The organism is Mesorhizobium sp. W016, from assembly GCF_054719485.1.
Genome location: NZ_JBTTIF010000002.1, coordinates 5,317,293 through 5,332,370 on the forward strand (window position 1 = coordinate 5,317,293; position 15,078 = coordinate 5,332,370).

Below are 15,078 nucleotides of genomic sequence, written 5' to 3' on the forward strand. Positions count from 1 at the left end.
ACTGTCTCTATCCGGGAAATGCCGGAGGGGTTTGGCGATGACGACCAGTAACGATTTGGATACCGTCTCGAATTCTTGGGACGAGCACTCTTCACATGAACATGGCGGCTCGCCATCGCAGGCAGGCATCCAGGTAGCGCAGGCCGCTCAGGCGGCGCCTGCCGAGCCGGTGCCGGTCGATGTCGGCAGTGGCGCACCCGTTCAGCCGGCAGCACCCGCGGAGGCGAAAGCGCCGGCGGCAGCCGCGCCGCATGAATACGTGGCCGACGCCAGCAACATCGTGAAGCTTCCGGCGGACGTCTCCATCGACAACATCAAGGTCGACGGCCACAATCTGTTGCTGGAACAGGCCGACGGTTCAGTCATCCTCATCAAGGATGGCGCGCTCAACGTGCCGACCTTCATCATCGGTGATGTCGAAGTTCCGCGCGTGGCCTTGCTGGCCGCTCTTGAAGCGAGCCACGTCGATGTCGCCTTCGGTGCCGATGGTTCGATCTCGGCCGGCCCGGGCGGCGCCCCAGGCAGTGCCGGCGGCGACTTCACCATTCCCCCAGGTGGTATCGGCGACGGCTTCGATCTTTCCGCATTGTTGCCGCCGACGGACCTGCAATTTGGACGGCTGGAGCCGCGTGAGCTGACGATCGGGGTCAGGGAAGAAGATACGACGCCGACAATCGACATTGGCTCCGGATTTGTCGTCAACGAGGCCGCGCTTTCCGACGGGACGGACCCGGCCAGCACCGCCGAGCAGGTTTCAGGGACCTTCAACATCGTCTCGGGTGATGGCATCGGGACGCTTGTCATTGACGGTGTGGACGTGACCAACGGCGGCAGCGTTGCCGGGCAATACGGCACGCTCGTGGTCACCGGCAATCCTACGAACGGCTATAGCTGGATTTATACCCTTGCCGACAACACTCTTGATCATCACGACAACTCATCGACCGGAACGACCGAGGGGGTTTCCGACAGCTTTGCCGTCGTGGTTACAGACACAGACAATGATCCGGCCACCGCGACCCTCAATATTGGTGTGCTGGACGACGGCCCAACGCTTTCGGTCCAGGCAACTGCGCAAGCGGCACAGTTGCTTTCGGTCGAACTCGACGAGACGGTCGGCGGCGACCGCTACAATAGCGGCGAGACTGAAGATGCCGGCGGTAACGCCAACACGGATGACGGCGTTGGCCTGGCCCAGGTGACGACCGGCCTGGCGGGTGGCCTTTCTTCGCTGTTCGCCGTTGGCGGCGTCTACGGTGCCGACGGGCCAGGCAGCACGACCGCGCAGTTGGCATTCACCGGCATTTCGGCCGGTGGCCTTGCCACGAATCTCATTGCCACGAACGGCGGGGCCATTACGCTCTTCCTCGAAGGAGGAGTGATTGTCGGCCGCGACACGCAGGGTGATCAGGTCCTGACCATTGCGATCACCGGCGCGCCCGGCGCAGAGCAGTTGCAGACCACGCTCTACGAAGCGCTCAACCATGGCGCCGACGGCAACAAGTTCGATTCCGAACTCAATCTGTCGCTGACCAATGGCGGCCAGGTTCAGCTGCAATATGAGGTAACGCGCCAGGACGGCGACGGCGACACCATTACCGAGAAGGCGACCGTCGACCTGATCAACGGCCAAGGCTCCGCATTCTCCTTCGACGACGATGGGCCAAGCCTAACGGTCGGCGCCCACGATGGAGCGGCTGGCCTGCTTTCCGTCGAGCTTGACGAGACGGTTGGCGCGGACCGCTACAACGGCGCTATCGGCGAGACCGAAGATGCCGGCGGCAACGCCAACACGGATGATGCCGGTCCGGGCCTGGCGCAGGTCAACACCGGGGTAGCAGGCGGACTGACCAATCTGTTCACTGTCGGCGGCAGCTATGGTTCGGACGGTCCTGGTACCGTTACCGGGAATCTGAGCTTTACCGGCATTCCGGCCGGTGGCCTTGCCACGAATCTCACCGCCACCGACGGCGGCGCCGTCACGCTCTTCCTCGAAGGAGGAGTGATCGTCGGCCGCGACACGCATGGCGATCAGGTTCTGACCATCGCGATCACCGGGGCGCCTGGCGCCGAGCAGCTGCAGACCACGCTCTATGAGGCACTTAACCATGGCGCCGACGGCAACAAGTTCGATTCCGAACTCAATCTGTCGCTGACCAATGGCGGCCAGGTTCAGCTGCAATATGAGGTAACGCGCCAGGATGGCGACGGCGACACCATCACAGAGAAGGCGACCGTCGACCTGATCAACGGCCAAGGCTCCGCATTCTCCTTCGACGATGACGGGCCGAAGGTTACTGGCACCGCCCAGGTCACCGCGAATGTCGACGAAGACGGTCTGCACAACAGCCAGTCCACCGGAAATGCCGACAATCTTCAGCCTGGCGAAGTGACCGGAACAAACTCCGCGGTTGCCATCGGTGCTGCCGGCGCATTGAATGCAATCGTCGACTTCGGCTCTGACGGCCCGAATGCGACTTCGGCCTTCGGCCTTGTCACCCAAACCACCCCATCGGATTCGGGATTTGATTCGAAAGGCGGCAACGTCCTCATCGTCTCCGACGGCACGACCCTGACCGGCTATGTCGATGTAGGCGCCGGCGCCGGCTATCAGGCGGGCACGGATCGTCCTGTTTTCACCCTGACCGTCGGTGCGGACGGCTCCTATGTCTTCACCCTGATCGATCAGATCGATCATCCGACTCTGGATATGCTCCCGGGCGACAACACCGAAAATACGCTTGCCAATGGCGGTATCGATCTTTCGGCCTTTGTCGTTGCCATGGACGGTGACGGCGATACCATCGGACTGGCGGCTGGTACATTCAAGGTCCAGGTGCTCGACGACGTTCCGCAGATCGTCGCGCGGGATGCCGGCACGACGACCACAACCACGACCGAAACGATCGTCTACACGCTGCAGGCCGGCAACACCGATGTTCGCGGCATGGATGGCGCAGGCAACCACGACATCAAGCTCAGCGCCGTCGACATCAACGAAGGCGACAATTCCGTCAACACCACCGGCACCAAGATCGGCGTTGGCGACGGCCAGATCATCGACGGATACGAAACCCATCCGCATTTGACCGGCCCCGAAATCGTGACGATGGACTTCGTCAACAATCTTGTCATCGCCCCCAACAATCCGAATCCGCCCAGCATCACCGACGGTGGTTCATACGACGTCGACTCGGTCAAGTTCACGATCGATGTTGCGGAAGCCCAGGGTGTCGAAGCCGCCGTGATGTTCATCGGCGCCAAGGACGGTGGCACATTCGAGCCGTTCACCGTGAGCATCAATGGTGTGCTGACGGCCGGCACGGCTGTCTTCGAGGGCGGCGTGCAGGTGGGCTATGCCTTCGCCGGCGTGCCCGATGGTGCGACTGTCGAGGTCATCGGCAGCACCCCGTTCGACCAGCTCAAGGTGGGCAACTACAACGATTTTACCTTCGATTCCAACGCTGGCGGAACCGATGCGACCCTGACTGGCGGCAACCCGTTCAAGATCTTCGGCATCGAAGCCAAGGTCACGACAGTCACAACGCAGACCGAGGTCTTCCGGGTCAGCCACGACGAGTCCGCCGGCGTCAACAACGCCGCAGATCCCAATCCGGCGGATGACACCGCTCTCTCCCCGCCAGCTCTGGTGGACGAGCCGGGGGCGTTGGGCTACGCAAAATCGTCAGCCAGCGCGCTCGGCCTTTTCAACGCCTCGGTCGGCGCCGATGACGACGCGACATTCTCGTTTGCCGTCACCGACGCGATTGGCAATCCGCTGTCAAACGTCGATTCCGGCCTGAAGACACTCGACGGCTCGGCGATCATGCTCTCGACAAATGCGGACGGCGTTCTCGTTGGTTCTGCCAACGGCGTCGACGTCTTCAAGGTTTATGTCGATCCGACCGGAGCGGTCTGGATCGGGCAATATCAGCCGATCGCTCACAATGTCGACGGTTCAAGCACCGCAGCCTTTGACGACATAGCGACCGTCGCCGCCGACCTGCACGTCAAGGCCACCATCACCGATTTCGACGGCGACACGAGCACCGCCGTATCCCATGTCGCGTTGAGCATCGAATTCCAGGATGATGGCCCGGTTGCGGTCAACGATCAGGACTCGGTCACCGAAGATGGGCCGCTCACGGCAGACGGCAATGTGATCACGGGCGTGGGTGGCGCCGACGCAAACGCAACCGACGGCCACGCGGATCACCTCGGCACCGACGGCTTGGGCTCGATCACCTGGGACGGCGCCGTTGCCAACCACGTTGCTGGAACCTACGGCCAGCTTACGGTGGGCGCCGACGGCAGCTACACATATGTGCTCTACACCCAAGCCCAGAACCCGGCCGGGTATGCCGCGGTACAGGCGCTGGATGTCGGCCAGACCGTGGCCGAGAGCTTCGACTATGCTGTGGCGGATGGCGACGGCGATACCGCTCTGGCGTCCCTGACCATCACCATCAACGGCACCAACGACGTGCCGCAGATCGTCGTCGACCAGGGCAACCCGGCCGGCGCGCACGACCTGGTCTATGAAGCCGGCCTTGCGGCGGGCTCGGCGGCCGGCAACGGCAGCACGGTGGCGACCGGCACCTTCACGGTATCGGACCCCGACGGCCTCGACGACGTCCAGAGCGTCACCATCGGCGGCACCACGGTTGCCATCGGCAGCCTCAACGGTTCGACCTTCCCGGGCGACCACGGCACGCTGCTGATCACCGGCTACAACGCGGTAACCGGCGTAGCGACCTACCAGTACACGCTGACCAGTCCGACCACGGACGTTCCCGCCGTCACCGAGACCGAGACCTTCTCGCTCACCGTGTCGGACGGCACCTCCTCGTCAGCCCCGGCGGCAATCGTCATCACCATCGTCGACGACGTGCCGACCGCACACGCCGATACCGACAGTGTTGCGTCCAACCAGTTCACCGCCGAGACCGGCAATGTGCTGAGCGCGGTTGGCACCACCTCGCCGGTCACCGGCATCGACGTCAAGGGCGCCGATGGCGCTGCCGTGGTCGGCGTTGCCGCCGGCAACACCAATCTCGATGTCGACAATGCCGCAACGCTCGGCACCCAGGTCCAGGGCAGCTACGGCAAGCTGACGCTCAACGCCGACGGCTCCTACTCCTATGTTCGCGATGCCGGCACGCAGGGCGGCGTCAGCGATGTCTTCACCTACACCATCAAGGACGGCGACGGCGACACCTCGCACACCACGCTGACCATCGCCATCGGCGATTCAACCCCGACCGACGCCATTCCGGCTGCCGGCGGCGCCACCACCACCGTCTATGAAGCCAGCCTGCCGGCACGCGCCGGCGAACCGGCCGGCTCCAACGAGCCTGCAACCACCGAGACCACTTCGGGCACCATCGGCTTCACCTCGCCCGACGGCCTGACCACCGTCTCGCTGGGTGGCCATGTGCTGACCGGCTCGGCCCAGACTTTTGCCGACGGCACCACAGGATCGCTGACGGCCAGCTATGTCTACAATGCAACCACCGGCATCGGCACCATCAGCTACGCCTATACGCTGATCGACAACACGCTGACCGATCCGTCGAGCACCAGCTTCGCGGTCGTCGTCACCGACGCCGACGGCGACAGCGCTCCAGCCGGCAATCTCGTCATCACCATCGTCGACGACGTGCCGACCGCACACGCCGATACCGACAGTGTTGCGTCCAACCAGTTCACCGCCGAGACCGGCAATGTGCTGAGCGCGGTTGGCACCACCTCGCCGGTCACCGGCATCGACGTCAAGGGCGCCGATGGCGCTGCCGTGGTCGGCGTTGCCGCCGGCAACACCAATCTCGATGTCGACAATGCCGCAACGCTCGGCACCCAGGTCCAGGGCAGCTACGGCAAGCTGACGCTCAACGCCGACGGCTCCTACTCCTATGTTCGCGATGCCGGCACGCAGGGCGGCGTCAGCGATGTCTTCACCTACACCATCAAGGACGGCGACGGCGACACCTCGCACACCACGCTGACCATCGCCATCGGCGATTCAACCCCGACCGACGCCATTCCGGCTGCCGGCGGCGCCACCACCACCGTCTATGAAGCCAGCCTGCCGGCACGCGCCGGCGAACCGGCCGGCTCCAACGAGCCTGCAACCACCGAGACCACTTCGGGCACCATCGGCTTCACCTCGCCCGACGGCCTGACCACCGTCTCGCTGGGTGGCCATGTGCTGACCGGCTCGGCCCAGACTTTTGCCGACGGCACCACAGGATCGCTGACGGCCAGCTATGTCTACAATGCAACCACCGGCATCGGCACCATCAGCTACGCCTATACGCTGATCGACAACACGCTGACCGATCCGTCGAGCACCAGCTTCGCGGTCGTCGTCACCGACGCCGACGGCGACAGCGCTCCAGCCGGCAATCTCGTCATCACCATCGTCGACGACGTGCCGACCGCACACGCCGATACCGACAGTGTTGCGTCCAACCAGTTCACCGCCGAGACCGGCAATGTGCTGAGCGCGGTTGGCACCACCTCGCCGGTCACCGGCATCGACGTCAAGGGCGCCGATGGCGCTGCCGTGGTCGGCGTTGCCGCCGGCAACACCAATCTCGATGTCGACAATGCCGCAACGCTCGGCACCCAGGTCCAGGGCAGCTACGGCAAGCTGACGCTCAACGCCGACGGCTCCTACTCCTATGTTCGCGATGCCGGCACGCAGGGCGGCGTCAGCGATGTCTTCACCTACACCATCAAGGACGGCGACGGCGACACCTCGCACACCACGCTGACCATCGCCATCGGCGATTCAACCCCGACCGACGCCATTCCGGCTGCCGGCGGCGCCACCACCACCGTCTATGAAGCCAGCCTGCCGGCACGCGCCGGCGAACCGGCCGGCTCCAACGAGCCTGCAACCACCGAGACCACTTCGGGCACCATCGGCTTCACCTCGCCCGACGGCCTGACCACCGTCTCGCTGGGTGGCCATGTGCTGACCGGCTCGGCCCAGACTTTTGCCGACGGCACCACAGGATCGCTGACGGCCAGCTATGTCTACAATGCAACCACCGGCATCGGCACCATCAGCTACGCCTATACGCTGATCGACAACACGCTGACCGATCCGTCGAGCACCAGCTTCGCGGTCGTCGTCACCGACGCCGACGGCGACAGCGCTCCAGCCGGCAATCTCGTCATCACCATCGTCGACGACATGCCGACCGCACACGCCGATACCGACAGTGTTGCGTCCAACCAGTTCACCGCCGAGACCGGCAATGTGCTGAGCGCGGTTGGCACCACCTCGCCGGTCACCGGCATCGACGTCAAGGGCGCCGATGGCGCTGCCGTGGTCGGCGTTGCCGCCGGCAACACCAATCTCGATGTCGACAATGCCGCAACGCTCGGCACCCAGGTCCAGGGCAGCTACGGCAAGCTGACGCTCAACGCCGACGGCTCCTACTCCTATGTTCGCGATGCCGGCACGCAGGGCGGCGTCAGCGATGTCTTCACCTACACCATCAAGGACGGCGACGGCGACACCTCGCACACCACGCTGACCATCGCCATCGGCGATTCAACCCCGACCGACGCCATTCCGGCTGCCGGCGGCGCCACCACCACCGTCTATGAAGCCAGCCTGCCGGCACGCGCCGGCGAACCGGCCGGCTCCAACGAGCCTGCAACCACCGAGACCACTTCGGGCACCATCGGCTTCACCTCGCCCGACGGCCTGACCACCGTCTCGCTGGGTGGCCATGTGCTGACCGGCTCGGCCCAGACTTTTGCCGACGGCACCACAGGATCGCTGACGGCCAGCTATGTCTACAATGCAACCACCGGCATCGGCACCATCAGCTACGCCTATACGCTGATCGACAACACGCTGACCGATCCGTCGAGCACCAGCTTCGCGGTCGTCGTCACCGACGCCGACGGCGACAGCGCTCCAGCCGGCAATCTCGTCATCACCATCGTCGACGACGTGCCGACCGCACACGCCGATACCGACAGTGTTGCGTCAAACCAGTTCACCGCCGAGACCGGCAATGTGCTGAGCGCGGTTGGCACCACCTCGCCGGTCACCGGCATCGACGTCAAGGGCGCCGATGGCGCTGCCGTGGTCGGCGTTGCCGCCGGCAACACCAATCTCGATGTCGACAATGCCGCAACGCTCGGCACCCAGGTCCAGGGCAGCTACGGCAAGCTGACGCTCAACGCCGACGGCTCCTACTCCTATGTTCGCGATGCCGGCACGCAGGGCGGCGTCAGCGATGTCTTCACCTACACCATCAAGGACGGCGACGGCGACACCTCGCACACCACGCTGACCATCGCCATCGGCGATTCAACCCCGACCGACGCCATTCCGGCTGCCGGCGGCGCCACCACCACCGTCTATGAAGCCAGCCTGCCGGCACGCGCCGGCGAACCGGCCGGCTCCAACGAGCCTGCAACCACCGAGACCACTTCGGGCACCATCGGCTTCACCTCGCCCGACGGCCTGACCACCGTCTCGCTGGGTGGCCATGTGCTGACCGGCTCGGCCCAGACTTTTGCCGACGGCACCACAGGATCGCTGACGGCCAGCTATGTCTACAATGCAACCACCGGCATCGGCACCATCAGCTACGCCTATACGCTGATCGACAACACGCTGACCGATCCGTCGAGCACCAGCTTCGCGGTCGTCGTCACCGACGCCGACGGCGACAGCGCTCCAGCCGGCAATCTCGTCATCACCATCGTCGACGACGTGCCGACCGCACACGCCGATACCGACAGTGTTGCGTCCAACCAGTTCACCGCCGAGACCGGCAATGTGCTGAGCGCGGTTGGCACCACCTCGCCGGTCACCGGCATCGACGTCAAGGGCGCCGATGGCGCTGCCGTGGTCGGCGTTGCCGCCGGCAACACCAATCTCGATGTCGACAATGCCGCAACGCTCGGCACCCAGGTCCAGGGCAGCTACGGCAAGCTGACGCTCAACGCCGACGGCTCCTACTCCTATGTTCGCGATGCCGGCACGCAGGGCGGCGTCAGCGATGTCTTCACCTACACCATCAAGGACGGCGACGGCGACACCTCGCACACCACGCTGACCATCGCCATCGGCGATTCAACCCCGACCGACGCCATTCCGGCTGCCGGCGGCGCCACCACCACCGTCTATGAAGCCAGCCTGCCGGCACGCGCCGGCGAACCGGCCGGCTCCAACGAGCCTGCAACCACCGAGACCACTTCGGGCACCATCGGCTTCACCTCGCCCGACGGCCTGACCACCGTCTCGCTGGGTGGCCATGTGCTGACCGGCTCGGCCCAGACTTTTGCCGACGGCACCACAGGATCGCTGACGGCCAGCTATGTCTACAATGCAACCACCGGCATCGGCACCATCAGCTACGCCTATACGCTGATCGACAACACGCTGACCGATCCGTCGAGCACCAGCTTCGCGGTCGTCGTCACCGACGCCGACGGCGACAGCGCTCCAGCCGGCAATCTCGTCATCACCATCGTCGACGACATGCCGACCGCACACGCCGATACCGACAGTGTTGCGTCCAACCAGTTCACCGCCGAGACCGGCAATGTGCTGAGCGCGGTTGGCACCACCTCGCCGGTCACCGGCATCGACGTCAAGGGCGCCGATGGCGCTGCCGTGGTCGGCGTTGCCGCCGGCAACACCAATCTCGATGTCGACAATGCCGCAACGCTCGGCACCCAGGTCCAGGGCAGCTACGGCAAGCTGACGCTCAACGCCGACGGCTCCTACTCCTATGTTCGCGATGCCGGCACGCAGGGCGGCGTCAGCGATGTCTTCACCTACACCATCAAGGACGGCGACGGCGACACCTCGCACACCACGCTGACCATCGCCATCGGCGATTCAACCCCGACCGACGCCATTCCGGCTGCCGGCGGCGCCACCACCACCGTCTATGAAGCCAGCCTGCCGGCACGCGCCGGCGAACCGGCCGGCTCCAACGAGCCTGCAACCACCGAGACCACTTCGGGCACCATCGGCTTCACCTCGCCCGACGGCCTGACCACCGTCTCGCTGGGTGGCCATGTGCTGACCGGCTCGGCCCAGACTTTTGCCGACGGCACCACAGGATCGCTGACGGCCAGCTATGTCTACAATGCAACCACCGGCATCGGCACCATCAGCTACGCCTATACGCTGATCGACAACACGCTGACCGATCCGTCGAGCACCAGCTTCGCGGTCGTCGTCACCGACGCCGACGGCGACAGCGCTCCAGCCGGCAATCTCGTCATCACCATCGTCGACGACGTGCCGACCGCACACGCCGATACCGACAGTGTTGCGTCCAACCAGTTCACCGCCGAGACCGGCAATGTGCTGAGCGCGGTTGGCACCACCTCGCCGGTCACCGGCATCGACGTCAAGGGCGCCGATGGCGCTGCCGTGGTCGGCGTTGCCGCCGGCAACACCAATCTCGATGTCGACAATGCCGCAACGCTCGGCACCCAGGTCCAGGGCAGCTACGGCAAGCTGACGCTCAACGCCGACGGCTCCTACTCCTATGTTCGCGATGCCGGCACGCAGGGCGGCGTCAGCGATGTCTTCACCTACACCATCAAGGACGGCGACGGCGACACCTCGCACACCACGCTGACCATCGCCATCGGCGATTCAACCCCGACCGACGCCATTCCGGCTGCCGGCGGCGCCACCACCACCGTCTATGAAGCCAGCCTGCCGGCACGCGCCGGCGAACCGGCCGGCTCCAACGAGCCTGCAACCACCGAGACCACTTCGGGCACCATCGGCTTCACCTCGCCCGACGGCCTGACCACCGTCTCGCTGGGTGGCCATGTGCTGACCGGCTCGGCCCAGACTTTTGCCGACGGCACCACAGGATCGCTGACGGCCAGCTATGTCTACAATGCAACCACCGGCATCGGCACCATCAGCTACGCCTATACGCTGATCGACAACACGCTGACCGATCCGTCGAGCACCAGCTTCGCGGTCGTCGTCACCGACGCCGACGGCGACAGCGCTCCAGCCGGCAATCTCGTCATCACCATCGTCGACGACATGCCGACCGCACACGCCGATACCGACAGTGTTGCGTCCAACCAGTTCACCGCCGAGACCGGCAATGTGCTGAGCGCGGTTGGCACCACCTCGCCGGTCACCGGCATCGACGTCAAGGGCGCCGATGGCGCTGCCGTGGTCGGCGTTGCCGCCGGCAACACCAATCTCGATGTCGACAATGCCGCAACGCTCGGCACCCAGGTCCAGGGCAGCTACGGCAAGCTGACGCTCAACGCCGACGGCTCCTACTCCTATGTTCGCGATGCCGGCACGCAGGGCGGCGTCAGCGATGTCTTCACCTACACCATCAAGGACGGCGACGGCGACACCTCGCACACCACGCTGACCATCGCCATCGGCGATTCAACCCCGACCGACGCCATTCCGGCTGCCGGCGGCGCCACCACCACCGTCTATGAAGCCAGCCTGCCGGCACGCGCCGGCGAACCGGCCGGCTCCAACGAGCCTGCAACCACCGAGACCACTTCGGGCACCATCGGCTTCACCTCGCCCGACGGCCTGACCACCGTCTCGCTGGGTGGCCATGTGCTGACCGGCTCGGCCCAGACTTTTGCCGACGGCACCACAGGATCGCTGACGGCCAGCTATGTCTACAATGCAACCACCGGCATCGGCACCATCAGCTACGCCTATACGCTGATCGACAACACGCTGACCGATCCGTCGAGCACCAGCTTCGCGGTCGTCGTCACCGACGCCGACGGCGACAGCGCTCCAGCCGGCAATCTCGTCATCACCATCGTCGACGACGTGCCGACCGCACACGCCGATACCGACAGTGTTGCGTCAAACCAGTTCACCGCCGAGACCGGCAATGTGCTGAGCGCGGTTGGCACCACCTCGCCGGTCACCGGCATCGACGTCAAGGGCGCCGATGGCGCTGCCGTGGTCGGCGTTGCCGCCGGCAACACCAATCTCGATGTCGACAATGCCGCAACGCTCGGCACCCAGGTCCAGGGCAGCTACGGCAAGCTGACGCTCAACGCCGACGGCTCCTACTCCTATGTTCGCGATGCCGGCACGCAGGGCGGCGTCAGCGATGTCTTCACCTACACCATCAAGGACGGCGACGGCGACACCTCGCACACCACGCTGACCATCGCCATCGGCGATTCAACCCCGACCGACGCCATTCCGGCTGCCGGCGGCGCCACCACCACCGTCTATGAAGCCAGCCTGCCGGCACGCGCCGGCGAACCGGCCGGCTCCAACGAGCCTGCAACCACCGAGACCACTTCGGGCACCATCGGCTTCACCTCGCCCGACGGCCTGACCACCGTCTCGCTGGGTGGCCATGTGCTGACCGGCTCGGCCCAGACTTTTGCCGACGGCACCACAGGATCGCTGACGGCCAGCTATGTCTACAATGCAACCACCGGCATCGGCACCATCAGCTACGCCTATACGCTGATCGACAACACGCTGACCGATCCGTCGAGCACCAGCTTCGCGGTCGTCGTCACCGACGCCGACGGCGACAGCGCTCCAGCCGGCAATCTCGTCATCACCATCGTCGACGACGTGCCGACCGCGACGAATGACACCTGGGGGCCAACGATCACCGGTGCGACGGTCCTCACCGGCCTCCTGACCAATGACAAGTTTGGCGCCGATGGCGTCGACACCGACAACAATCCGGTCAGCGGCCAGGTGACCGCCACCAACGGTGCTCACGGCACCGTCACCTACAACAACGATGGAACGTTCACCTATACGCCGACGGGCATCTATATCGGGTCGGACTCTTTCACCTACACGATCAAGGACGGCGACGGCGACACTTCGACGGCCACGGTGACCCTGAATGTGCAGACCAACACCGTTCCATCTGGTGGCGGGACTGCATCGTTGACATTGAACGAAGCCGCGCTCGACACCACGCTCGATGCTTCGGCGCCTGCGGATCTCCAAGCCGGGGCCGTGACCGGCACCAACCCAGGCAGCCGCGGCGAGACGGCGCAAGCAATCAGCGGCATCACCTTCACCACGACCGGCGAAGCCATTAATGTTGCATTCGCCAACCCGACCGGCGATCCAAACTGGGTGGCGCCGACTGTTTCTGGCCTAGCCTCTGGATACACAATCAGCTGGGCGCTCGTGGGCAACCAACTCGTCGGCAGTCTGATACAAACGGCCGGCAGCGTGAACCTCGGCGCATTCGTCTATCTGGCGCTGTCAAACACAAGCGCCGGCGCCAACAGTTCGTTGACACCCGTCGTTACCGCGACACTGACCGACCAGCTCCAGCATCTTGCCGGCTCGGGCAACGTCACCATCAACGGGCTTCAGGTGGTGGCAACCGACACCAGCGGTGATCATGTTTCCGGATCGGTCAATCTGACGGTCCTGGACGACGTTCCGCTGCCATTCAAGCCGGATGGCATCTTCGTGGAAAACACCACGCATACGGTGCTGACGGAGAGCATCAATTTTGCCGCGAGCGCCGGTGCTGACGGCGTTGGCAATGTCGTGTTCAACGTGACCGAAGGCGCGGCCGTCACATCAGGCAGCACAAACATATTCCTGAATGGCGAGCAGGTCTTCTTCCACGTCGTCGATACGCATACTGTGGAGGGACGGACCTCGGCCGCGAACGGCAGCGACCTCGCTTTCACGGCGACCCTGAACCCGGCGACAGATACTTGGACATACACCCAGGCCGCGACGATGTTTGCCGGCAACCAGTTCAATACGGCGAACTTCTCGCCAAGCGGTGGCAACAACCAAGCGATTGTCCTGGACTCCATCGGCTCAACCAGCGACCTGCTTGCAACCGCCAACAGCCCCAATTCCGTGAACACCAGCACGGGCAGTTGGGGCGTCGATGGCGGAAACAGCATCAGCCCTGGTGAGAAGATCCGCTTCGATTTCGTCAGCAATGCAACCACCGACGGCACCATCGCCGGAACCCCCGCGGGCATCGGGGCGGGAACCCACTATACGGATCACTACGAGGTGGCTAGCTATACACAGGGGATTGGCAATGTCTCGGGACCTGGCCTGGTTTCTATAACGATCCGCCCGGTCAACGCCGACTATGATAACACCTACATAGGTGATGTTACCGGCGAAAGCACGGCCCTCGGCGCCTTGGTCACTGTCGTCAACGGCTCCGGCGGAGCTACTCCGACCGCAACGAACAATGGGGACGGAACGTGGACGATCACCGGTCTTGCGCAAGGCGACACCTTTACCGTGGTTGCAAATTCAGACCCGTTCAGCGCAATCGAAATTTCGGCCAATGTTGGCTCGAATGACTTCAAACTGGGCCCGGTCACCTACACGACCGCCAACGCCGTCACACCGTTCGACATCTCGATCCCGGTCACGGCAACCGACGGTGACGGCGACCCAATTGCCGGGTCAGTGACGGCACACCTTTCGCCCGATCTCAGCACCTGGCAAGGAACTTCGGGCGTGGACACTCACACCACGACCGCGACAGAAACCACGCTGCTCGGCGAGGACGGCAACGACACCCTCAATGGACTCAATCTCCAGGCTGATATCCTCTCCGGCGGACGCGGCGATGATACCTTGTCGGGCAACTCCGGTAACGACACGCTTTACGGCGGCTCGGGAGCGGACATATTGTTCGGCGGCGACGGCAACGACCTGCTGATCGGCGGTTCCGGTCAGGACACGCTCACCGGTGGTATAGGCGTCGATACGTTCAAGCTCGAGCACCTCGACATCAAAGATCTTATCGCTGACTACAGCGGTGTCGGCGGCCATGGCGACATCATCGACCTTACCTCACTGTTCGATACAGCCGCCGGAGGGGCCAATGTCGGCGACTTCGTGAACTACAATGCGGGAACGAACACTCTCAGCGTCGACGCCGACGGTTTGGCCAACGGCGCCAATTTCGTGGACGTGGCCACCTTGACGAACGCACCCGTCGCCAACACGATCACCCTGCTCTACGATGACGGAGTGACGCAGCATACGACAACGGCAAACGTGGTCTAGGAGCATGGTGCGGGGCCACGCGACTATGC

Annotated in this window: 1 protein-coding gene; it reads left to right on the top strand. The window is 64.3% G+C overall.

Annotated features, from left to right (window positions below):
* The first annotated feature begins 37 nt into the window (after positions 1 to 37).
* Positions 38 to 15,049 (top strand): tandem-95 repeat protein, encoded by a 15,012-nt coding sequence (locus ACYG9V_RS26195; RefSeq protein ID WP_460222033.1) that lies wholly within the window; start codon positions 38 to 40, stop codon positions 15,047 to 15,049.
* Positions 15,050 to 15,078 lie beyond the last annotated feature (29 nt).

What these genes read in the sequence shown, in the direction of transcription:
- ACYG9V_RS26195 (WP_460222033.1), top strand. Translation starts at nt 38, where the DNA reads ATGACGACCAGTAACGATTTGGATACCGTCTCGAATTCTTGGGACGAG.